This window comes from Pediococcus parvulus, assembly GCF_964063155.1.
Classification (GTDB): Bacteria; Bacillota; Bacilli; order Lactobacillales; family Lactobacillaceae; genus Pediococcus; species Pediococcus parvulus.
Genome location: NZ_OZ061292.1, coordinates 139,617 through 163,559 on the forward strand (window position 1 = coordinate 139,617; position 23,943 = coordinate 163,559).

The window sequence follows — 23,943 nt, forward strand, 5'->3', positions numbered from 1 at the left end:
ATCTTTTTGATAGGAGGTTCTTATGACTTTAAAATTTATTTTAGGTAAGGCCAGTCGTGATCAACGACAGGCGATGATTGATGAAGTTGGTCAAGTTTTGGAGGCCGATTCGGAATCACAAGTTTATTACATTGTGCCTAATCATATCAAGTTTCAATCTGAATTAACTGTTTTAAATGCTTTACGAAAAAAGCACAACGGAAACGAGGCCACCTATGCCCAAAATCAATTGCAGGTGTTCTCGTTTTCACGATTGGCTTGGTATTTTATGAAAAATGAACCAATCTATCAAGTGCCAAGATTATCCAAGGCTGGCATAGGAATGTTAATCGACAGAATTATTTTGGAACATCAAGATGAACTGACGGTTTTTAATGGTGAACAGACGCAAACTGGCTTTATTCAACAACTAGCTAGTCAATTTGATGAACTTCAAAAGGGACGGATTACTGCTGAGGATTTTGAAACTTTGACTCAAAAAGTTAATGCTGACGAAAATTCCACAATTGATTTAACGGCCAAAATGCACGATTTAGCAATTATCTATACAGCTTTTGAAGAAGAAATGTTGGGAAATTATGTTGATAGCAATACGCTCATGGAAGCTTTGTGTGAGTACTTAGCAGAGCAAGATTTAAGTCACATGGTGTTTTTATTTGACAGCTTTTCGTCGCTTACGGCTCAAGAAATGAAGTTAGTGAAAGTCCTCATTCAAAAATCAAAAGCAGTGATTTTTAGTTTGACCCTGGATCACGCTTACACGGATTCGAAACCTCAAGAAGAAGATCTTTTTTACGAGTCAGCAAAGACCTATTATCAGCTGTATCATTTTGCGCACGCAAACGCCATAAAAATCAAGACAGATAGTTTTGCAGATCAAACACGGGTGAGTGCTGACCTTGTTAAACTTGAAAACTTCTGGCTCCAGGCGTCTAACATGCAGGATTCTCAACCCGAGAGTTTAACGGATGAAAATAGTATTCAAATTAGGCATGCAGATAGTCGCCAAACTGAAATTGAACAGGTCGCACGGCAGATTAGACAAATGGTCGCAAACGATCCGCAGATTCATTATCATGATTTTCTTGTATTGGCGCGCCATTTAGATACTTATGAAACAGTTTTAACACCAGTTATGACGGAATATGAAATCCCCCATTTTACTGATTTGCAGATTTCAATGAAGGATCATCCGTTTGTAGCTTTAATTGAAGCTTTGTTTGCAGTAAAGTCTCATTATTATCGCTATCAAGATGTGATGCGCCTCTTGAAAACTGAATTACTTATTCCAAAAATTGATGATAAATTTATGGATATTCAAGCCTTTCGCCAAGCAAAGGATTTAACTGAGAACTTAGTTTTGAAGAACGGTTATGAAGGTGGCAAATGGCTGCAAAAAGATGACTGGCAATATATGCGGTTTAATCCCAGTGATTTTGGTATTCAGTCTGATCGTGACATTGCGATTACTAAACAAGTCAATAGTATTCGCAATTACATTCGGCAAACTCTGCCACCGTTTTTCAAAGCTTTGGATCAGGCAAAAACAGGTAAGGAAGCTGTCACTGTTCTCTATCAATTTTTGATTAACCAAGGCGTGACTGAGCAACTTAAAAAATGGCGTGACACAGCGGTTAATGCGGGTGATTTAGCGAAGGGTGCCCAACCAGAACAAACCTGGCAGACCTTTTGTGACATGTTAGATGAGTACGTAGCCATTCTTGGGGATCGCGAGTTTACTGTGGATAATTTTGTGGCATTATTGGAAGCTGGTTTTGAAGGTGCTTCCTATTCATTAATTCCATCCACATTAGATCAAGTTATGATTTCTGAAACTGGGATGGCCCAGATGAATGATCGTAAGTATACCTTTATTATCGGGGCTACAGACGCGGTCATGCCAGAGCAGTTTAATGATCAAGGGATCTTGTCGGATGATGATTGTGCAGCTCTAAAAGACGATTTATCTGACGAACAATTTTTTGCTGACAAAACGAATGAACAAGCGCATTTTGAGCGATATTTGAATTACGTGGCGTTCCTGTCGGGATGCCAAACAGTGAGCTTTTCGTACGCGGATACCGATAGTGATGGTGTCGACCAAAAACTATCTCCGTATGTGCAAGAAATTCGTGATCATTTTGAAATTGAAGTTCAGCGGAGTTTTGATCGCCCCCGTTTAGATGAAGAATCAGTCAGTGAGTTTTTAGGCTCAAAACGAAGTACGTTAACCCACTTACTACAGGTGAGCCGTGATAGTAAAGACATTCAAAAAATGATTCAACCTAAATGGCAGTATATTTATCGTGTTTTAACTACCGATTTGCAGTTACGTCACCTAGCCAACCGCGTATTTGAAAGTCTGAATTATAAAAACGAACCCGTTAAGCTCCAACCAGAAATTGTCAGTGATTTATATGGGGATACCATCAATACATCAATTTCAAAGTTAGAGGAATTTTATCAAAATGAGTACGCCTATTTCTTGAAGTATGGCTTGAAACTGCAGGAAAGGGATGTATTTGAACTTTCTCCAGCAAGCACTGGTGAATATTTCCATATGGCCTTAGATCACTTCGTGAAGCTGATTAACCAAGAACAAGTGGATATTGCCAATCTATCTGATTCTGAGATGGAAAACTTCTTAAATGCTGTGGTTAAAGATATTAGAGACGAACCCCAGTTTGAAATTTTAAAAAGTTCAAATCGCATGCATTATATCAGCAATCAATTGAACCAAACAATCAAGCAAATGTTGAAAATCTTCGTATGGCAAAGTGCCAGTTCCAAAATGCGCCCGATTAAGACTGAAGTTTTGTTTGGTCAAGTTGGGTCAGAGACCGGGATAAAGTCCTTAGATTTTGATGTTTCACCTACTCAAAAGGTGCGGGTTCGAGGCAAGATTGACCGAATTGATGAACTTAAATTAACTTCAGAAACAGGTGAATCGAGACAATATTTTGGCATTGTCGATTATAAGTCGAGCCAACACGATTTTGATTTTCGGGATGCCTATTATGGTTTGGCAATGCAAATGTTGACCTATATTGATGCGTTGAAGAAAAATATTGCCTTAATTGATCAGCACGCAGTGGATCCATTGCTATCAGGGGCACTGTACATGCATTTACAAAATCCATCCGTTGATATTGCTAAGCTAAAGACAGCGGATCCCAAGGAAGTTCAAGTGGCACTATTGAAGGACACCAAATACAAAGGCATTATTTTAAGTGATCCGGAATTACTAGATAATCTGGATACGCAATTGGATTCGGGATCCTCGTTAATTTATCCATTCAGCAAAACTAAGGGTGGTAAGTACGGCTCAAGGAGCAATCAAATTGTGACGAAAGAAGATCTTGAGCGTTTGATTAAGCATGCCGAGAAAAAGATTGTGGAAGCTAGCAGAAAGATTTTTGCTGGTGAATTGAAGTTAAATCCTGCTCGGTGGACGGATCAACACACGGCATTACAGTATTCACCATATAAGGCGGTTATGCAGTTTGATGAGATGCTTCCGGAAAACAATTATCATAAATTGGAAAATTACAAAGCAAAAGATGTTCTAGAAATGTTAAAGGAAGAAGATGACAAGCATGGACAAAACTAACTTTACGGATGATCAACAACATGCGATTTATCATGATGGTCATAATGTGCTTGTCTCTGCTTCTGCAGGTTCAGGTAAAACTTCGGTATTGGTTCAACGTGTGATTGAAAAAATACTGAATGGAACAGACGTCGACAAATTATTGGTCGTGACTTTTACTGAAGCAGCAGCTAAGGAAATGCATGATCGAATTCAAAAAGCGATCAATGATCAAATTCGTGCTGAAAAGGAACATGATCAACGGCAGCATTTGGTTTCCCAGCTTACAAAATTAAATACAGCCAATATCAGTACAATCCATGCTTTTTGTATGTCAATTATCAAACGCTATTACTATGTGATTGACTTGGATCCCATTTTCCGATTGCTAACAGACGAAACAGAAGGAATTTTGCTTCGTGAAGAGGTTTGGGGTGACTTGCGTGAATCATTGTATGAAACAGATGGTGATATTTTTGCACAGTTAACCGCCAATTTTTCAAATGATCGCAGCGATGATGGTTTTACTGATTTGATGCTGAAACTATACGATTTTGCAAATGCAACCCCCAATCCGAAAACTTGGTTATCCACGCTTTCTCAACCATATCAGATTGATGGAGATCTCGATGATACTTCGTTTTATAAAGAACAAGTTGTTCCAGTTATTAAAGATGAGCTAACTAATAGTTTGGAAGAAGCTCACTCTTTACAAGAACTTATTCAAAATGGTTCAGAAGATCTTGAAAAGCTGCGCCCCATTATTGATGCTGATGTGAATCAAATGCAAGAAATTTTAGATAGTGGATTATCTGACTGGAATGATTTACGAGGGAAACTCCGTAGTTTAGATTTCAAGAGTATGAGCGGTGGTAAAAGAAACGATGAAGTGAAAGAATTTAAGGCACGTGTCAAAGAGGTGCGTGGGGATACAAGCCATAAAAATGGGTACAAAATGCGGATTCAGGAACTGACGCAAAAGTATTTCAGTTTAGACAAGGACCAGATGACAAAGGTCATGAAGCAGTCTGAAGCACTGATTACAGAGTTAGCCAAAGTTACAAGTGCCTTTAGGGATGCCTACGCTAAAGAAAAACGGCATCGACAGATTCTTGATTTCAGTGATCTTGAGCATTTTGCAATGCAAATTTTGAATGGCCCGTCAGCAGAGTCAAAAAGTGCTCGTGCCGCTTATCAAAAACAATTCGAAGAAGTCATTGTGGATGAGTACCAAGATATTAATCCCATTCAAGAAGCTATTTTGACCAGTGTGACTACTGAAGACCCGGGTAACATGTTTATGGTGGGGGATGTCAAACAGTCCATTTATGCTTTCCGGTTGGCCGATCCGCATCTATTTATCAGCAAAGATCGAGCTTATCAATCAGATGATTTAACGGGAGAACGCATTATTTTGTCACAAAATTTCCGTTCGGTCAAAAACGTTGATGCATTCACTAATTTAATTTTTGAACAGTTAATGGATCGTAAGTTGGGTGAAATTGCTTATGATGATGACGCTAAACTGGTATATGGCGCAATATACTATCCAGAAAAAGATCATAAGGGAGAAGCAATTTCAAAGAGCACCGAAGTTCTTGTTTATGATGATGAGAAACAGACCAGCAGCCAGCCGAACGATGAGGTTGAAGCAGGTAGTTTTGAAATCGATGATAAATCACGAGGACAAGTTGCCATTGCGGGCCAACGAATTAAAGAGTTAATTGAAAATAAAACGGAAATTTACGATCGACAAATTAATGACTGTCGGAAATTAACTTATGGGGATATTGTTTTGTTAACGCCAACCAGAAAAAACAATTTAACTATCGTAGCGTTGTTTAAACAGATGGGGATCCCAGTTGTGGTAAATGATGCACAAAACTATTTTCAAACCACCGAAATTGCCATTATGATGGCATTGTTGAAGATTATTGATAACCCTTATCAAGATATTCCGTTAGCTGCCGTTTTGCGATCCCCAATTGTGGGTTTGAATGAAAACGAATTAGCTTTCTTACGAATTAATAATCGGACAGGAGACTATTTCCAGGCAGTTAAAGATTTTCAGAGTAATTTTAAGGATAACGAAACGAATGAATTTCAAAATCAGTTATTTGCAAAGGTAACACACTTTTTGGAACAGTTGACGCATTTTCAAGATATTGCAAATCAAAATCAATTAGCCACTTTGATTTGGACAATTTATGATGAAACTGGTTTCTTGGATTATGTGGGTGGCATGCCAGCTGGTCAGCAACGTCAAGCCAACTTAAATGCGCTATATGATCGCGCAAGAAGTTATGAACAAAGCAGTTTCAAAGGTCTATTTCAATTTGTTTGCTTCATTGAAAGGATGCAAAAGCAGAGCAAAGATTTGGCTGAGATTCCTGTGACTAGTGATGAGGCTGCTGTAAAGGTCATGACTATTCATGGGAGTAAGGGTCTTGAATTTCCAGTGGTATTTTTGATGGATGCGTCTCATCAATTTAATACAACTTCTATGAAGGACAGGTACATTCTGGATTCGAAAGCTGGAATTGGGATCACCTATCTTGACCTGAATACACGAATAAAAGTAGATACACCACAAAAACTATCGATTTTAGATCAGGTAAAACGGAATAGTTTGGCTGAAAACATGAGACAACTTTATGTGGCTTTAACCCGTGCCCAACAAAAACTCATCATTGTAGGCGCCTGTGACGCTCAAGAAAAAATCTTAAAGAAATGGCAAACAGCTTCACGCAGTAAAGAGATGTTACTGACAGAAGCCACACGATTAACCACTCATAATTTCTTAGACTGGATAGGAGAAGCCCTAATTCGCCATCCTAGTTTTGATCAAGGTAGCGAAGACCAAACCCAACTTGCTGAATTAAGCGGAGATACGACTAAGTTTGAAGTTCAGTTTAAGACAAAGACAGATCTGCAGAATGTTGCCGTTATGCAGGCTGGAAAGCCCCAAAAAGATTGGTGGCAGAAATTTCAAACGGCTACGCAAAAATTAGATGTCAGTGATCTAAATACGTATCAAATTGATCAAGTTTTAAACTTGAAATATCCGCATCAGGTAGCGACTGAAACAACTGCGTATCAATCTGTATCTGAAGTGAAGCGATTATTTGACGATCCGGATAGTTTGGAAATGACACAGTCCACTGTTGAACGCGATCGAAAGCTAAAAGTGCAGAATCGATATGTTTCAAATGAGCTAGCAACACCAAAATTTTTACAAACTACTGTCAAACCAAAACCAACTGAAATAGGAACGGCCACGCATTTAGTATTACAAGAAATTTCGTTAAAAACGAAGCCTACCGAGGATAGTGTTCGGGATCTGATTGCTAAACTGGTTACCAACAAAGTGTTAAGTCCAGAAGTTGCCAACTTAATTGAAGTTCAGAACATTTTACGATTCTTTGATTCTCAGTTGGGAAACCTACTACTGGCACATCCTGATCGGGTTCACCGAGAAGTACCATTCTCACTACTGATGCCAGCTAACCAATTATTTAGTGGTTTTAAGGACTTCTCGGATACAGAAGAAACGCAAATCCTGATTCACGGAATTATTGATGGTTATATTGTCATCGATAAGCGAGCAATTTTGTTTGACTATAAGACGGACTACGTTAAACCAGGAAGCACAAAAAATGGAGTTCAAAATATCATTAATCGTTATGCCGGCCAGGTTAATTTATACGCGGCAGCATTGACAGATATTTTAAAACTCCCAGTAGAAGAACGCTATTTGTATTTACTTTCAATTGGTGAACTCGTTGAAGTTCATTAAATAAATCACTTTATATAAAAAGTTGATAGGCCAGTCGTAACTCAGATGGATCGTGGTCCATTAATACTGTTCCGCGATAGTCAAAGCCACTTTTGGTTATTAAGTGTTGCATCAGTTTGTTATCGGGGTGAGTATCAATGCGGACCTGATGGTAGCCAAACTGACTTGAAAGCGTGAGTAATCCAGAGATCATCTTTTCAGATAAGTGTTGACCGCGAAAATCTGACGACATGGCAGTACGATGAATAGCGGTGTATTTAGCATCCGCGGCACCTTGCCAAGCACCATCAGCGATCACATCGTAATTTGAATCATGATCGGGGAGTAAGGCTGCTGTTCCCGCGATTTGATTATCAATTATTAGCACATAGCCGATTTGATTTTTGACATCGGCTTCAAGTGCTTCTAAGTCTGGGTAGCCATCCTGCCACTGATCAATGCCTTGAGCTTTCAGAAATTCTTTAGCAGATGTAATAATTTTTGAAACAGTTGGTAAATCTTCAAGGGTTGTTTTGCGTAAATATGAAACCGTCAATGAAGCCACTTCCTCAATGTTTTTTAAAAATCAATTTTAGCGCAATTTAACTACGCTGTCATTAAAATGATTAATATACGGTAAAAAAGCTTGTTTCTGTAAAACTGAAGTTCAGTTTTCTGGAGACAAGCTTTTTCGATGCAGGTAAATTTTACCTTTTGAGGGCTTTGCTTGTTTGATAGAAAAATGCAGCAAAAAAATAGCATTAGAAAATCAATCTGATTTCCTAATGCTATCCTTTTTAGCCTAGATATTATCTTTGTCATCAACGTGCTTGTTGATCTTTTTAGCTGCTTTATCTTTTACGTCAGCAGCCTTATCTTTAAGCTTACCTTTTTCTTTTTGTGTTTTACCTTCTAACTCTTTGGAATCATCGTGGGTCATTTTCCCAATAGTTTCTTTGGCTTTACCAGCGGCCTTATCTTTTAATGCGTCTAACTTATCATTAGCTTTTGACATTTTGAAAACCTCCTTATGGTTTATATAATTATTATCTTTGATTTTGGGGGAATCGTCAATGTGTTTGCTTATGAATGGAATAATGTTGGAGTGTAAATAGTTGAAACTCAAACTGTAAGTATTATAATTACAATTGAAATCAAGAAAGGGGTTTTCTAAATGAGTAAAGTTATTATTTTTGGGGCAGCTGGACACATTGCACGCCTGGCCGCAAAGCAATTAATTAAAGAAACAGATGATCAATTAAAGTTGTTTGTCCGCCATCCTAAGAAGTTGACCGATGTTGATAAGAATCGTGAAACGGTAGTTGTTGGTGATGTAAATAATGAATCAGAATTAGCAGCTGCATTAAAAGGACAAGATTTGGTGTATGCCAACTTAGGTCCGGATGATACGGATAAAATGATTCCTCATATTGTGAATGCCATGCATGAAGCTGGCTTGAAACGGTTGATCTGGATTTCAACTTTAGGTGTGTTCGATGAGGTTCCTGGTAAGTTTGGTGATTGGAATAAACAAATGCTCAATCCGAGTGGTTATCTTCCAACTCAATCCAAGGCAGCTAGTGAAATTGAAGCTTCCGACTTGGATTACACGATTATTCGTCCCAACTGGTTAACAAATAAGGATGAAGTGGATTATGAAGTGACGGGCCGCCATGATGAGATGAAGGGGACTGAAGTTTCGCGTAAGTCAGTAGCAGATTATGTGGTCAAACTTGTTCAGAATCCCAAAAAAGATGTTCGGACATCTATAGGGTTAAACAAACCAAATACAGATGGTGATAAACCAAGTTTTTATTAGAATTTATAAAAAATGATCAATTGAAAGTCGGGTAAAATTCCGAATCAATTGATCATTTTTTTAACTATTAAATTATTTTTGACTTAAAATCATGGGTTGCTGGATCATATTCGTGTTTATAAAGTAAGTTTTCGTGTTTTTCGAAGAAGACGTTACTGTATTGGGGATCAAGATAGAAAAATGAGCTATCTTCACCGTTTTTAAACAAAATACCGGCCTCAGGATCCGTGACTTCTGTCAATGAGGCAGTGGGAGTCGCTAGATGAGAAGCGATATATTTTTTAATCAATCGATAGTTCATGGTTAGTTTTCCTCGTTTGAAATTGTATTAGTCGTCGTTGTTTCATCAGTGTTGAGAATGTATTTACTCAAAATATCTGACGAAATTCCGGGCGTCTTTTTGATGATAAATTGCGCCACTTGTGAATCTGAAAGCTGGGCCTGATAAGTGTCGTTGGGCAGAAATTGGCTCACAATTAATAGAATAAAAATGACAAAATAAGCAATCACAAGGCTAATAAGGCCACCTGCCAGTCCGTTGACTTGTTTAATGACCGGAATCCATGTGATTAAACGGGACCAGCGTGCGATTAGACGCACTAATAGCCAGCCAATGGCCATGAGGATGAAAAATGAAACGGAGCTCATCATGGCAGTGCTGCTGGTGGAGCTTTGGTCACTGCTAAAAGTTGTGGATAGGAACTGGGCAACTGGCGTACAAAGGACTTTGGCAAAGATAAAGACGGCAAAATAACCGATTGTATACAGAAGCTCGACAACAAATCCTTTATGGAGCCCACTGATGAATTTCCATAATAATATAGCAAGAATGATAATCGAGAGAAGCATCACGCAACCTCCTTTAAAATGAATACTCTGAATTTACCATATTTCACAAAGAATTGCTTGTGGGTGGTGGAAACTTAATACAATTTAAATGAGTGTGGCAAGGATGTGAGAGATTATTGGGAATAAAAAATCAGTATCCATAGAAGCTGTAATGGATACTGATCTTTTATTATATTACTTAAGTAGCAAAAAATAGAAAATTAATTAGCTAAATCTATAGAAACATCGTAGGTATGAAAGTCATTGTCATCATCGTAGTCATCGGTATCATAATCGGCATCGAATTTCAAACGTATATTTTTCAATGAAGAAGCAGATTCTAATTGTGGTAATTGAAAAACAGCATTTCCCTCTGCATCAGTTCCTTTATTAACATCACCGTCGAAATCGTCGCTATCATATGTGTCAGCATCTATTTGTTGCCCATCGTCGGTGTTCAAAGTTGCTTGTGTTGGGTAAATTGAGATATCGCGAGAAGGTTGAATGATGAAATGCACTTTTACAATTCCGTTTAATTTACCTTTACTGTCATCATCTTTATCAGCGTATTCACCATCTGTTTTGTATACAGTTACCTTATCAATTTTGACCGTAGTCCCCGCCCATGAATTATCAGAGTAGTCTGTTGAGTATTCCTGAGAGTCTGATATATCCACGTCTGTGCTACCAATTTCAATTGTATCAGAGTCTGAAGATTCTTCATCATAATCGTCAGTGCTTTCGGTTTCGGTATCAGATGTTGTATCTGTGCTGTTGGTATTAGTTGAACTTGCGGATAATGTTTCAGAATTTGAATTTTCAGAAACCAGATAATCATGATAAGATTTGGCAGATACCGTTGATGTCATAGCGATGACAATAGCTATAACCCATACCCACCAAGTTTTATACCATATCTTTTTATTTTTATTGCGCAATTTGATAGCCCTCTTCTTTCATAATTGATGGTTGACAATAAAGTATTATCAAGGCAATGTAACCAATTAATGGAATCAAGTTTAATAAGAAGAGCCAACCAGATTTACCTGTATCATGTAAACGGCGTATCGAAGCTGAAATACCGCCAATGGCAATTATTACATAGTAAACGGACGCAAAAAACCAAAGGAAGAAATATAAATTTGAATAATTTGTCAACCCACCAAAAAAACCTACTACGAAAGAAATTATAAATGACATTAAAAAAAGTCCCAACTGAGCCCACCAATAATTTGCACGATTCATTCTGGTATTTGTAACCAGTAAATCGTCAAAGAAAAGATTGAGAGATCCTTTTAAACCCAATTTTTTGTTCGTTAGATTTGTTTGGGTTGCTTGAAATTCACTTTGACGAGCTCCGCATTGTGAGCAAAATTCAGCACCAACTATAATTTCCTTTCCACACTTAATACAAAATTGTTTTCCTTGTTCTGACATTACTTAACTCCTCCAAATATTTACAGCTTTTTATGTCATCCGTTCTGGACAATAATTTTTAGACGCCAAACTTTTAGTTTCACACAAATTAAAGCAGTCGTGTGGGAATGAATTATATCGATAGCCGGATTATTGCCGATCTATTGACTATGTAGCAAATAATTATGAATGAAGTAATATTATCTCATATATTCAGTTTACTTTGTTAAGTTTTTCTAAAGAAGTTCAAAATTTGAAACAAAAAATTGTTACATCTAAGTGCTCCTCAAGATTAGACAAAAATACAAATCTTGGGAGTTTACTGTCATTTTTAAATATGATGCCCATTTTTTTAAAAACTCAAAATGTCTTCAATATAAGCATATTCTATGACTGTTTTAGTTTAGGATTAGCTCATATAGCGTAGACCAGAAATGTTTGAGAATTTGAAAAACCTCGACATAAATTAGAAGCTATGATCTTGATTTTACAAATTGTTAGGAGGCGTCAAGCTCATGGTCTATTTTGTAAATTGATAAGAAATGGCAAGGTATACCCGCAAAATTGTAATAAAAAACTGCTATCCAAAATGGATAACAGACATCCCTACCTACCACGGTTTTATATATTCTTTCTACTGTCATTTCTACTGTCATTGGTCACAAAAAATTTCGTTTTTATTTTAACTAGAAAAAGTAAAAAGACTGATATAGCATGCGTTTAATGCGCTTATCTGTATCAGTCTTTTCCTATCAATGGACCCTAACGGATTTGAACCGTCGACCTCTTGCATGCGAAGCAAGCGCTCTCCCAGCTGAGCTAAGGGCCCAAAAAAGCTTACTTAATTAGTATACCGCAAAAAATTGGTAATTATGTGTTGAACAGTAAAAAAATTACAATTGAATAGAAATTAGATTTTTCGAAACTTCATTTAAGTTAAATTGAGCTGGAATTCTGCTTAAGAATTTCAATAAATACGGGATCCTAAGTTTTTTTTAAACACATTAATAAAATAGTGACAGAAGGTTCAATTTACTAGTGTCGTTTCGGTATGATAGTTTGTAAAAAACATATCATAAGTCCATGAACCTGTGCTAATCAAACTTATAACGAGAACGATCGTTGCAATTGGACAAATCCAACGGAATAAATTGTTGAATTTATTATTTCGAAACATCACGTAAATGGGAATGAAAATACCTAGAATAGGTATGATGGCACTCACAATAGTTAGGATGATTAGCATCATGTTTTCATCATTTGCGTTGTGTAGTTTTCCGCTGAAAAACTGAATGAATTGGCATGTCAACCAGTGGTTTCTCCGGTGCAATTAATGGTTTCTTGCTAATTTTAATTTTTTCCCTTAATAATAACGTTGTAGGAAAAAACAAAGTATAAGAACTAGAGAAAATGCGTATTTCAACTGATAAAGTGTACAATCGACAAACGGGGGGAGCTATTATTATGAATTCTAATTTTAAAAAATATTCGAAATGGTTTAGATTTTTAGAATATTTGTTTTTTCCAATTTCTACGCTTAGCTTAATCGCGTGGGGGACGAATCTCTGGAGTGTGCTGATTAGTCTAATAGATTTTTGTTATATGACTACATATATTGTAACCTTTTTTACCGAAACACTTATACATGTAATCCGGAAAAATAGTTGATTAAGTGGGATTACATGAATATTCAGAAAGTCAAAATAGTGAGGCGAATACTAGGCAAATGAAAAATAGCAAGAATGGTTACTCAAAGTGGTTTTATGTGATTAACTATCTATTTTTTATTGTTGCAATTCTAAGTTTATTTACTGATAGAAATAATTTTTATAGTCATTTGTTTAGATGGATAATTGTGGTATATGCCATTTTGGATATAAGCGCTTTTGTAATTGCAGCAATTAAGCGAATGAGGGGAAAATAACTATGTTCTCATTAAGATAACGAAAACTTATTGATATATTTACAAAATGTGGCAAAAATACGATTTGTATTAGTAAAATTTACACTAGGGGGAGTGTTTAAAATGTTAGCTTTAAAAGACGTCACCATAGAAACCCGACAACCGATTCTTAACAACTTCAGTTTCAACTTTCAACTGCAGAAAACTTATGGACTAATCGCGCCCAATGGATCTGGTAAAACTACTTTTTTTAGATCTATTATGCAATTAATTCCGTCAACTAAAGGAATGTATACAATAGATAAAAAGCCAATTTCCACACAACTGAAAAGGGTGTTTTATTTTGAAACCTCTAATTGGTTTGATGGCAATCTTAGCGGATGGGATTATCTTTTATTTGTGAAAAGTTTATGGAAGTCGTCGGTAGATGTTCAAAAGCTTGTGCAGGACTGGCAGATGAGTGAGTATGTCAAGTTACCAATTAAAAAGTATTCACTTGGCATGAAGCAACGTCTCCTTATTGCACTGTATGAAGTCAGCGATGCTAAGTATTTGTTAATGGATGAGATAACAAATGGGCTGGATGAAAAGAATCGTGAAAAATTGTTTTCTAAAATCAGACAGTTAGTAGATTCTGGAAAAATGATTTTGATTTCATCACATTATAAAGAAGATCTTGAAACAGTTTGTGATTATGAGTTGTTTTTGGAAAATAACACTATGGTGGTGAAAGAGGTATGACGTACAAAAATTATTTAAGCCGAAAAATTTTGAAAAATAAGTTTAATTTTATTCCCTTAGTAATTTTAATTTTGGCAGTCTTAATTTGTTTGGCTTTTAACGTGCGAAACAAAGCAGCTAATAGTTATTTGATTGATACTAAAAACGATATTAGGCAAGGGAAACAAGCCTTACATGATTTGCAAAGTGATTTAAAGAGGAAAAACGAGAGTGCCGCTGCCAGAAAAATAGATAAGACAAACATTGCAGACGAAAAACGAGATATTAAAACAAATCAACTGATTTTGAATCGAGTACATGGCCGTCAGTGGCGTGCAGCATATAAGCAAAAGATAATTTTAATTAAACAAGATTTGAAAGTTTCCCTTAATAGCAAGGGCAGTGGGACAGGCCTAATCAAGGCCATGAAACGGGATCTCTTAATTTATCAGGATTTGGCTAAAAAGAATCTTGAAAAACAGGATGATGATTTTCCAACCCAGGGAATTGGTTATAGTGTTTGGGTTTCAAAAACGATTTTGCCCTATCTGTTAGTATTATCAATTATTTTTGTTTTAGTACAAATCTATGGAGATGCGTTTGAAGGTAAATTAAATAAAAATAATTTGCTGCCAATTTCCAAAAAGACAGTAATCTCTGAAAACATTACAAGCGGGAGTATTTTTTCAATTGGCACACTAATCATAACTGAATTAATCGCGCTAATGGCTGGGTGGACTGTGAGCGGTGTGGGAGCTTTAAACTATCCATATTTGTCGTATGCAGTTGGATCAGGAAAAATGGAATTGAAAAATATCTCTGATTTAATCTTGCCTTCTTTGCTCCTTCAATGTTTAGCGATTGTATTTATAATTGAACTCACTTATTTTATTGTAACTTTAGTCAGGAATCGCCTTGCTTCACTCTTTATCACTTTATTGCTGACGATCGGGGTTGTTTTAATGACAAGTGTTGTGGAACCTATACAGCGAATTGCCCAATTTTTACCGACTACATATGTGAATGGTATTTCCGTCGTGTCTGGTCAGTATGGACAGTCAATTGCCAACTATCATCTTTCCTTTTCAACGGGATTGCTGACTCTTATTCCAAGTATCATGATTTTTTATCTATTAATTGTTTTTGTAAATACTAAATTGTTAAAGTTCTAGATTCGGTATCTTAGGATGAGTAAATTTAGCTGCAAACACAAAATTACCACCAATTCAAAACGATTTTCACATTTTCATCATCAAACTAAGATATAATAAAGAAGAAAAGGGTTTCACTAATTGAAACTATTCAAAATGTGAAGCGACCACTTTAATATAAAAAGATTGATTGGAGATGATGACGTGCATACAAAAAAAGCTTTAAAAATCGCCGGCATATCGTTGATTGGTGTGGCAGCCAGCCTAGGAATCAGCAGTTTAGTGAGTTATCAGATGGGAATTATCAATTCTGATGCGCATAAACGACGCGCAATTCGGAATGCTCGCAGTAAAGACAACACGCCAGAAACATATAATTGGTATAAGCAACTGATTAAGCAGACGTGGTTTATTCGTGCGGAAGATGGCATTCATTTAGCGGCCGCCTATATTTCAAACAATAGTGATAAAACAGTCATTCTCGCGCATGGGTACCATCATGCCCATGAACAAATGATTCCGTATGCTAAATTATTTATGGATTTGGGCTACAATGTTTTGATGCCAGACGCTCGGGGCCACGGAGTAAGTGACGGAAATATTGTCGGTTTTGGCTGGCTAGATCGACGTGACTACATTAAATGGATTGAAGAAATCAATTCGCGTAGCAAAACACCTCAACAAATTGTTTTATTTGGGATCAGCATGGGAGCTGCAACCGTATTGGCCACGGCAGGTGAAACCGATTTACCTGACAACGTAAAAGCTGTGGTGGAAGATAGTGGCTTCAGTTCGGCCCAGAAAGAATTTAGTTATCGTTTGGGGCATCATTTTTATTTACCCCCATTCATTAGCACATTTGTGAGTTTAATGACGCGAGTTACTGGCGGTTATTCCTTAAAAGAAGCCGATATTGCGCATCAAGCGTCAAATATCACCATCCCAGTTTTGATGATTCACGGGGATGCCGACCGTTACGTGCCGGTTGAAATGATGGCAGAAATTAAAGCATCACTGGCAAAACAATTGCCTAAGGAAAGTCATGAAGTTCCGGGCGCAGATCACGTGGAATCACGCTTAACAGATCCGCAAAAATATCAACAGACCATTGCCCATTTCTTGAAGCAGTGGATAAAAGAGGCTTAATCAATGAAGGATTGCATCCACGAAATATTAGGGTGCAATCCTTTACTGTTTTTTCATGTTTAACTTTTATAAAAAATCAGTTAAGGTCGCAATAGGGCTGGTTTATGTGTGAATTCATATGTTAAACTAATTCGTAATGATTACAAGTTAAGTGTGGTGAATTCAAATGACAGAAATACGACCGAGTTTTTTGATGGTGGTAAATGTCTTTGCGGGAGCAGGGAAAGCTAAGCATATCTGGCAAAAAATTGAAGTTCAATTGAAGGAAGAAAAGGTTGATTATCGGGTAATGATGACCAACCATCCTGGACATGGCGTCCAATTGGCGACTGATTTTGCCCTCCGTCATAAGTATGATGCAAAATGGGTCGTTGTGGCTGTTGGCGGCGATGGAACTTTACATGAAGTTTTAAACGGATTGCATCGTGGTGGGGGCGATCAAATTCCATTAGGTTATATTCCGGCTGGATCTGGAAATGATTTTGCCCGCGGAATCAATTTGCCAACTCAACCGTTAGTGGCGTTGCAAAAACTTCTTGAAGTTCAGCATGCGACTAGCTTAGATGTGGGCGCCTATCAAAATCGATTGGATTCACACGCCACTCTGTTTACAAATAACGTGGGAATTGGGTTTGATGCTTCGGTGGTTCATGCTGCCAATGCTGGTCAAAAAGACCATTTGCGTAAATATCATTTGGAGTCCGGCGCATACGTCTCTTCTTTAATTAAAACCTTTTTCAAACAAAAATCCTTTGGTTTATCTGTAAAAACGGAACAGGATCAGCACCGGTTTAATCGTGCGTTTTTGGTCACGACCACCAATATTAAATATTTTGGTGGTGGGGTTCCGATTATGCCAATTGCTGATTTACATGATGGTAAATTGGACTTAATTGTTGTGGAACAAATTGGCGTGTTACGCTTTGTAAAGCTATTCGGTGAAATGCTGACTACTGGTAATCACCTTAAGTCATCTGCTGTTCACCATTTTCGTTCGCAACGATTACATATTCAAACTGATTTACCTGAAAACGGTCAGGTAAATGGTGAAAATATTCAAAAGCAAAAATTTGATCTGAATTTTTGGGTAACTCAGCGACCATTTTGGATTAGTTAAACATTTACAAGTAATGACTAGCGCGTTTAGACAATCGTTGTCTAGACGCGTTTTATGTACACACGTAGAGCTTTCTTTTGCCCTCATAAAATAGTAGAATGAGCGATGTTGCCTATTAAGTAGGGTGGCAACCTAATTTAAATGTAAATGGGGGATTTAAATGAATGCAGCAACCATTTTTGTTCACGGTTTTAATGGTGGCGTGGGCTCAACAAGTCATATGATTTCAGCGGCTCAACATGCAGGTTGGGCCAAACAAATCATGACGGCAACCATTACGCGTTATGGTCGAATCTCTATTACCGGTTCTGAAAAAATGAATGTTAAAAATCCAATTATCCAAGTTTTGTTTGAAAATAATCGTGCCCCAGAGTTTGTTCAAATCAATTGGTTACATAGTTTGTTGATCCTCCTAAAACGAGAGTTCAATGTGATGGAATATAACGGTGTTGGTCACTCTTTAGGTAGCAACGATCTTGTCAATGAAGCGTTAATGTATGGGGATGATTTGCGGGTGCCTAAACTGAAAAAGTTGGTGACCATAGCTGGACCCTTTAATGGGCTTCGTGGTTTCTTGCATGCCAAATCGGTTCCTGCGTTATTAAAGATGGATCATCGTCCCTCGCATCAAACCAGACATTTTAAACGAATGTTGCAGTATCGTGATCATTTTCCAAAGGACGTTCAATTATTCAACGTTGTGGGCAAAGTCGATGGCTACTTGGATAACGATTGTTTCGTGTCAGTGAACTCTGCTCGATCTGTTAAATACTTGTTACACGGAGTTTTAAAGGATTATCGAGAACTCTTAATTACAGGCGAAGAAGGATATCATTGCAGTTTAAATCATAATCCAATGGTTTTTAATGCTCTAAATGAGTTTTTATGGGATGATTATGCGACATTGCCTAATATGCAAACCCGTAATGTGCCAATCAGTGCTTCTGAATTAAATGAAACTAACGCACTAGCTTCGAATGTGGGATAAACCTGCACAAGGGCTATTTTTTTAAGATTTAATTTAGTTTGCTGATTTGAGCCAAATTATATGCTTTTTTAATGAATGGCGTTCAGAATGGAAGATGTGATTAAGTCTATATAGGAGGCAAATAATGGTAGAAAAAGTAAAAATTGGTAAAACAGATGTGTTGGGAACACCACTTGGCTTAGGAACCAATGCGGTTGGTGGACATAATTTATTCCCTAATTTAAATGACGCTGAGGGAGTTAAAATTGTTAAAACGGCTTTGAATAACGGAATCAACTTTCTAGACACAGCCTATGCCTATGGATTCGGCCGTTCGGAAGAGTTAATTGGTCAGGCAATTCAGGGCTATGATCGTAAAAAAATTGTGATTGCAACCAAGGCTGCACAAACGCCAGGACATCCCGATCAACTAGATAATTCACCTGAGTTTTTAAAACAGGCTGTCGAGGATGCACTTAAACGTTTGAAAACGAGTTATATTGATATTTTCTATATTCATTTTCCAGATGGTAAAACACCGTTAAACGAAGCAGTTAAAGCTTTAGATGAAAAACGACAAGAAGGTAAAATTAAAGCGATTGGGATTTCAAATGTGAGCCTTGATCAGGTTAAAGAAGCCAATAAAGACGGGTTAGTTGATATTGTGGAAAATCAATATAGCTTGATTCATCGGGATGCAGAAAAAGAATTGATGCCTTATTTGAAAGCTAATAACATTTCGTTTGTACCGTTTTTCCCATTGGCATCTGGTTTATTAACTGGAAAGTATTCCAGCGTAGTTTCATTTGCTTCGGATGACATTCGGCATAGTAACCCGGATTTTCGTGGTGAGCGTTTTGCCAAAATTATCAAACAGGTTCAAAAAGTACAACCGATTGCTGATAAATATCAGGCAACCATTGCCCAAATTGCGTTAGCATGGTATATTAAAAATCCAGACGTCACAGTGGTTATTCCGGGCGCCAAACAGGCTAAACAGGTTGAGGCAAACGCAGGTGCGCAAAAAGTTACCCTATCCAAAGAAGAATATGATACAATTAACTCATTGTTCAAAGACTTATAAAAAGTAAGTGTTTGACAACTAAAGTTTAAATTTACGGGAGGAATTATTATGGATGCACAAGAACAACAATTAACGGATCAAGAAATCCTTGATGCGATTAAAACTGGTAAGAAGATGCTATTTTTTACGGCTGGATGGTGCCCTGACTGTGCATTCATTAAGCCAGTAATGCCTGAAATTGAAGCTGAATACGATCAGTACGATTGGATTACAGTAGATCGCGATGCTAATATCAAGATTGCGCAAAAATTCGGCGTTATGGGAATTCCAAGTTTCATCGCCTTAGACAATGGTGAAGAACTCGGCCGTTTTGTTAACGGTGACCGCAAAACTCGTCAAGAAGTCGAAGCGTTTGTGGATAGCATCGGCAAATAAATAATCAAATCATTAAAGTGTAAACAGGATCGACTGTATAATTAATACAGAGGATCCTGTTTTTTAATATTAAAATTTAGGGGAGGTAAGGCTTTAAATGAATGTGACAACACAGCTTGACTTAATTTTGCGGGTATTAATTGCTGGCGCATGTGGTTTTGCGATTGGCTATGAACGTGATGCACGTGCCAAAACTGCTGGGTTACGAACCCACATCATTATTGCTGTGGGTGCAGCGTTGATGATGATCGTGTCAAAGTATGGTTTCATGGATGTCCTTGGTAACAAAGGATTTGAATTGGATCCTTCACGAATTGCTGCACAGATCGTGAGTGGAATTGGGTTTATTGGTGCCGGGACAATCATCGTGAAACATGAAGATGTGAACGGCTTGACAACGGCCACTGGCTTATGGACGACAGCTGGAATTGGCATGGCAATTGGAGCGCGAATGTACGTTGTGGGAATCATTTCTGCTTTATTAGTGCTAGGGACACAAGTGATGTTACATCGAAACTTGAGCTGGCTTCGATTGCCAAATACCAACGAGATAAGATTACAGGTGAAACCCGGTGATCATCATATCTCCATCATTCAAAAGCGACTTCAGGCCGAAGATGTTGAAGTCACAAGTATGCATGTACGAAGAACGGATGAAGTTACAGTTGTTCATTTAGCAGTTCAATCTGAAGGACCGACTGATATGGAGAAACTAACCGCGGTATTGGAAACAATGCCTCAAGTTGTGGATATTGAAATTTATTAATTGCATTTGAAGGACCAACTATTTCCACAAAAATTCTGCAACCAACTTATCAACGTTTGGATTTTCATGGAGGGCACTGTGCTGAGCCACGAAACGATTGCCTGAAATGGTGACGTGGCGATAACTGGCAACGTGATCGGTTACAACGGCTGCCAACGCTTTGTTGCTTTTAAGTGGGACGGCAGTATCAGAGTCCGTGTGGTTCAAATTGCCACCAATATTCAATATCTGGAGGTTTTTAGGAAGATTATCAGCAGCAGTTGCTAAACTATTGGTTGGGGTGATATAGCCAAACGGAGTACCAATGGCGACAAACTTTTTGATGGTGGGATATTGACTAGTTTGAACTTGTTTATTTTCCAAATAAGCTAACACCACGCTACCACCCATTGAATGAGCGATGAAGTCTACATTTTTGATGTGATAAACAGTTTTTAGTTCCTTCATGAAGGCCGGTAAAGTTTGCATCTGTTTTTGAGGATTTGTGTCGTCAGTAAAAGTCAGCTGAATTAATGGATTTTGTGTTAAGGAACCGACTTTTTTAAAATGCGCTTGGCCGTTAGAATCAATATTGACCTGTAGAGCAGCGTGCGCCAGATTTTTGCGATTAAGGCGCCGAATCATCCCATTAAAAGTGTGTTGGCCACCCTTATATCCTGGAATTAAGATAGTGGCCGTGTCTGATTGGGAAACGTTCACGTGATTTAAAGGTGCCTCACGATGATTAATGTAAAAAAGACAGCCGGCAAAAACAGCGACAAGTAAAATGAAAACGCGAATTAAGATTTTTTTCATGTTAACGACCTTTCAAGGGCTTTTAGTTCAACATACCACGCGAAAATGTTAGTGTGAATTTATAGAATTGAAACGTTACGTATATTTAATTAAACGGAGGTAATTTCATGAAAGTATTTGTAATTGGGGCCCATGGACAAATTGGAAAACTATTGGTAGCACAGTTGCTTGATCGGGGAGATGAAGTTGTGGCTGGTATTCGAGATGCCAAACAACGTGACTTTTTTGAAGATCAAGGGGCAGCAACTCAGTTGTTCGATCTAACAGAACAACCTGATGAAATGGCAAAAGTGTTAGCTGGTGTGGATGCAGTCGTTTTTAGCGCTGGATCTGGTGGTAAAACCGGTGATGATCAAACACTACTTATTGACCTAGATGGTGCGGTTAAGAGTATGGAAGCCACACAAAAGGCGGGAATCAAACGATTTGTGATTGTGAGTGCGATGAATGCTGAAGATCGGACTCGTTGGACAGCTATTCAGCCTTATTATGTGGCTAAGCATTATGCCGATCTTTATCTTAAAGATGAAACTAGTTTGGATTACACAATCATCAAACCGGGAGTATTAACAAATGATGCCGGTAAAGGTGGTCTCATTTTAGACCAAACAAAGGGCAAAATTGCCCGTGAAGATGTTGCTGAAACAATTGTCAGTGCCTTGCATAATGACAACACAATCAAAAAAGAATTTGCGATTAGTGAAGGGGAAACACCAATTAATGAAGCAGTAAAACAGGTATAACTTACTGGTATGTAACAGACTAGCAAATATTAAGAAACATGTTCCAAACGAGGTACAACAACCTTATTTGGAACATGTTTTTTATTTGAGAAACACGGTATACACGGGGGTTTGTTAAGTTTATAATGGGTTTGTTGAAAGCGCTTCATGTTAGATAATCTTTGGCCGAAGATTTATTGATTATTATTTATTTTATTGGTTTTTGTCGTAAGCAATTATTATTTGAGGTGATTTTATGAATGATTGGATTAACAACAAACTTTTGCCCCCAATTATGAAGTTTGTTAATACCAAAGCGATCACAGCCTTAAAGAATGGTATGTTAGTCAGTTTGCCATTTATTATGGTTGGATCAATCTTCTTACTGTTAAGTGCATTTCCATGGCCGCCAATTGCTAATTGGATGAATTCAACAGGTTTAACTCCTTATTGGACGCAAGCCTATAATGCTTCATTCGGTGTTTTAGCAATTTTCGCTGTAGTCGGAATTGCTTATAACTGGGTAAAAGATGATGGCTTTGAACCACTACCAGCCGGGATGACGGCTTTGGTAAGTTTCTTCTTAGTTATGCGTCCTACTACAGCTGTTATGAATGCTGCTGGTAAAACAGTTGTTTCAGCTACTCAAGCTCCTACAATGTTAACAGGATTTATTGATCGTACTTGGCTTGGTGGTCAAGGAATGATCGCTGCTATCATTATTGGGTTATTAACTGGTTGGATTTATTCTTGGTTTATCAAGAATCATATTACTATCAAATTACCAGATCAGGTTCCACCAGCAGTTGCAGAATCTTTCGTTGCTTTGATTCCTGCGTTTGTCATTATTACTGGTTGGTTAATCGTTTATATCTTATTTGATGCCACAGCACATACAACAATGACTCAATGGATTTACCAAACTATTCAGACCCCATTACAAGGGATGACAGATTCATTTGGTGGTGTCCTTATCATTTCACTATTGATTCCATTTTTCTGGTTCTTTGGTGTTCATGGTGCGGTTATTGTCAGTGGTATTATGACTCCAATTTTAACTGCAAACAGTTTATCAAATGCTGCAATTCTCAAAGCACATGGGGTTGTTAATGCTGCAAATGGTGGCCATGTCTTTGTTCAATCATTACTTGATCAATTTGGTACGGTTACTGGTTCTGGTATGACGATTGGATTAGTTTTCTTTATGGCATTTTTTGCCAAATCAGTTCAGATGAAGAGTATTGGTCGTTTGTCATTTCTGCCAGGAATCTTCAACATTAACGAACCTGTTTTGTTCGGTGTTCCGGTTGTTATGAACCCAATTTTACTTCTACCATTTATGTTTATGCCTGCAATTTCAATGGGCTCCACATATTGGTTAATTAAATTAGGTGTTATTCCATACTTCACTGGTGTTCAAGTTCCATGGACCACTCCACCAATTATTTCTGGTTTACTAGTTGGTGGCTGGAAGATGATGATTTGGCAAGCAATTGTGTTGGTACTTTCGTTCTTCGTTTACTGGCCTTTTGCTCACAAACAAGATCAAATCTTGTATGGTCAAGAACAGGCTGCTGTAGATTCAGAAGCTCATACCAAAGAAGCTGAAGCTGCTGCAACAACAGAACATGCAACAGACTAATTAGTTAAACTTAAAAGTCTATTTATGGCGATGAAAATCAAAGTGAATAGACTTTTTTATGAAAGTGAATGTAAACAAACAATTTTTAGTAAAACGTTTTCAAAGTGAGTTATACTTGAATTGTACGT

20 protein-coding genes and 1 tRNA gene are annotated in these 23,943 nt (G+C 37.6%); 13 read left to right on the top strand and 8 right to left on the bottom strand.

From position 1 onward, the window contains the following. The first annotated feature begins 22 nt into the window (after window positions 1-22). Window positions 23-3,610, top strand: a complete 3,588-nt coding sequence (locus tag AB3217_RS00670; protein ID WP_367365508.1) for a PD-(D/E)XK nuclease family protein — start codon at window positions 23-25, stop codon at window positions 3,608-3,610. Then, entirely contained in the window at window positions 3,597-7,385 is a 3,789-nt protein-coding gene (gene addA, locus AB3217_RS00675; protein ID WP_367365509.1) for a helicase-exonuclease AddAB subunit AddA, read from the top strand. The genes AB3217_RS00670 and addA overlap by 14 nt, the downstream gene beginning before the upstream one ends. Before the next feature lie 10 nt (window positions 7,386-7,395). Here the strand turns inward: addA and AB3217_RS00680 are convergent, their stop codons facing one another. Both AB3217_RS00680 and AB3217_RS00685 read right to left on the bottom strand, forming a co-directional pair. Continuing rightward, window positions 7,396-7,920 carry a GNAT family N-acetyltransferase gene (locus tag AB3217_RS00680; protein ID WP_068807153.1) on the bottom strand — a complete coding sequence of 175 codons (525 nt, stop codon included), beginning with the start codon at window positions 7,918-7,920 and terminating at the stop codon, window positions 7,396-7,398. 246 nt (window positions 7,921-8,166) lie between these two features. Next, a complete protein-coding gene (locus AB3217_RS00685) occupies window positions 8,167-8,379 on the bottom strand; it encodes a CsbD family protein (RefSeq protein ID WP_057782970.1) in 213 nt (70 codons plus the stop codon). 159 nt (window positions 8,380-8,538) lie between these two features. On the opposite strand from AB3217_RS00685, the gene AB3217_RS00690 reads away from it, so the two are divergent. Further along, complete coding sequence (locus AB3217_RS00690) at window positions 8,539-9,183, top strand: NAD(P)H-binding protein (protein WP_367365510.1); 645 nt, start codon at window positions 8,539-8,541, stop codon at window positions 9,181-9,183. Between the two features lie 67 nt (window positions 9,184-9,250). On the opposite strand, the gene AB3217_RS00695 is transcribed toward AB3217_RS00690, so the two are convergent. The 5 genes from AB3217_RS00695 to AB3217_RS00715 form a co-directional block, all read right to left on the bottom strand. Beyond that, window positions 9,251-9,484 carry a hypothetical protein gene (locus AB3217_RS00695; RefSeq protein ID WP_068807156.1) on the bottom strand — a complete coding sequence of 78 codons (234 nt, stop codon included), beginning with the start codon at window positions 9,482-9,484 and terminating at the stop codon, window positions 9,251-9,253. A gap of 2 nt (window positions 9,485-9,486) precedes the next feature. Further along, window positions 9,487-10,032, bottom strand: a complete 546-nt coding sequence (locus AB3217_RS00700; RefSeq protein ID WP_068807159.1) for a CvpA family protein — start codon at window positions 10,030-10,032, stop codon at window positions 9,487-9,489. Between the two features lie 200 nt (window positions 10,033-10,232). Beyond that, window positions 10,233-10,880: a DUF4352 domain-containing protein gene (locus AB3217_RS00705; RefSeq protein WP_157077562.1), complete on the bottom strand. Its 648-nt coding sequence runs from the start codon at window positions 10,878-10,880 to the stop codon at window positions 10,233-10,235. Between the two features lie 58 nt (window positions 10,881-10,938). Continuing rightward, window positions 10,939-11,448 (bottom strand): DUF805 domain-containing protein, encoded by a 510-nt coding sequence (locus AB3217_RS00710; RefSeq protein ID WP_367365511.1) that lies wholly within the window; start codon window positions 11,446-11,448, stop codon window positions 10,939-10,941. Between the two features lie 735 nt (window positions 11,449-12,183). After that, window positions 12,184-12,256: transfer RNA gene (locus tag AB3217_RS00715), tRNA-Ala, on the bottom strand. A 1,197-nt stretch (window positions 12,257-13,453) separates the two neighbouring features. Between AB3217_RS00715 and AB3217_RS00720 the strand changes: the two genes are divergently transcribed. The 8 genes from AB3217_RS00720 to AB3217_RS00755 all read left to right on the top strand — a co-directional run bounded on the left by AB3217_RS00720 (window position 13,454) and on the right by AB3217_RS00755 (window position 20,656). Next, window positions 13,454-14,071, top strand: a complete 618-nt coding sequence (locus AB3217_RS00720) for an ATP-binding cassette domain-containing protein (RefSeq protein ID WP_367365512.1) — start codon at window positions 13,454-13,456, stop codon at window positions 14,069-14,071. Beyond that, window positions 14,068-15,222 (top strand): hypothetical protein, encoded by a 1,155-nt coding sequence (locus tag AB3217_RS00725; protein WP_367365513.1) that lies wholly within the window; start codon window positions 14,068-14,070, stop codon window positions 15,220-15,222. Before AB3217_RS00720 ends, AB3217_RS00725 begins: the two co-directional genes overlap by 4 nt. Before the next feature lie 183 nt (window positions 15,223-15,405). Continuing rightward, on the top strand, window positions 15,406-16,347 hold the full coding sequence (locus AB3217_RS00730; RefSeq protein ID WP_367365514.1) for an alpha/beta hydrolase: 942 nt from the start codon (window positions 15,406-15,408) through the stop codon (window positions 16,345-16,347). Between the two features lie 166 nt (window positions 16,348-16,513). After that, window positions 16,514-17,464, top strand: coding sequence for a diacylglycerol kinase family protein (locus tag AB3217_RS00735; protein WP_057783007.1), 951 nt, complete (start codon window positions 16,514-16,516; stop codon window positions 17,462-17,464). A gap of 160 nt (window positions 17,465-17,624) precedes the next feature. Further along, window positions 17,625-18,452: an alpha/beta hydrolase gene (locus AB3217_RS00740; protein ID WP_057783009.1), complete on the top strand. Its 828-nt coding sequence runs from the start codon at window positions 17,625-17,627 to the stop codon at window positions 18,450-18,452. A 121-nt stretch (window positions 18,453-18,573) separates the two neighbouring features. Beyond that, window positions 18,574-19,515, top strand: a complete 942-nt coding sequence (locus AB3217_RS00745; protein WP_157077570.1) for an aldo/keto reductase — start codon at window positions 18,574-18,576, stop codon at window positions 19,513-19,515. Between the two features lie 48 nt (window positions 19,516-19,563). Continuing rightward, on the top strand, window positions 19,564-19,890 hold the full coding sequence (locus AB3217_RS00750; protein WP_057783013.1) for a thioredoxin family protein: 327 nt from the start codon (window positions 19,564-19,566) through the stop codon (window positions 19,888-19,890). Between the two features lie 97 nt (window positions 19,891-19,987). After that, on the top strand, window positions 19,988-20,656 hold the full coding sequence (locus tag AB3217_RS00755; protein ID WP_057783015.1) for an MgtC/SapB family protein: 669 nt from the start codon (window positions 19,988-19,990) through the stop codon (window positions 20,654-20,656). An 18-nt stretch (window positions 20,657-20,674) separates the two neighbouring features. Here the strand turns inward: AB3217_RS00755 and AB3217_RS00760 are convergent, their stop codons facing one another. Further along, entirely contained in the window at window positions 20,675-21,451 is a 777-nt protein-coding gene (locus AB3217_RS00760) for an alpha/beta hydrolase (protein WP_068807220.1), read from the bottom strand. A gap of 107 nt (window positions 21,452-21,558) precedes the next feature. Here AB3217_RS00760 and AB3217_RS00765 point away from each other — a divergent pair, with 107 nt between their 5' ends. Together AB3217_RS00765 and AB3217_RS00770 are read left to right on the top strand one after the other, a co-directional pair. Then, window positions 21,559-22,194, top strand: coding sequence for an SDR family oxidoreductase (locus tag AB3217_RS00765; RefSeq protein WP_057783020.1), 636 nt, complete (start codon window positions 21,559-21,561; stop codon window positions 22,192-22,194). Between the two features lie 235 nt (window positions 22,195-22,429). Continuing rightward, the gene (locus AB3217_RS00770; RefSeq protein ID WP_367365515.1) at window positions 22,430-23,815 is read left to right on the top strand and encodes a PTS sugar transporter subunit IIC; all 1,386 of its coding nucleotides are present in this window, start codon (window positions 22,430-22,432) and stop codon (window positions 23,813-23,815) included. Window positions 23,816-23,943 lie beyond the last annotated feature (128 nt).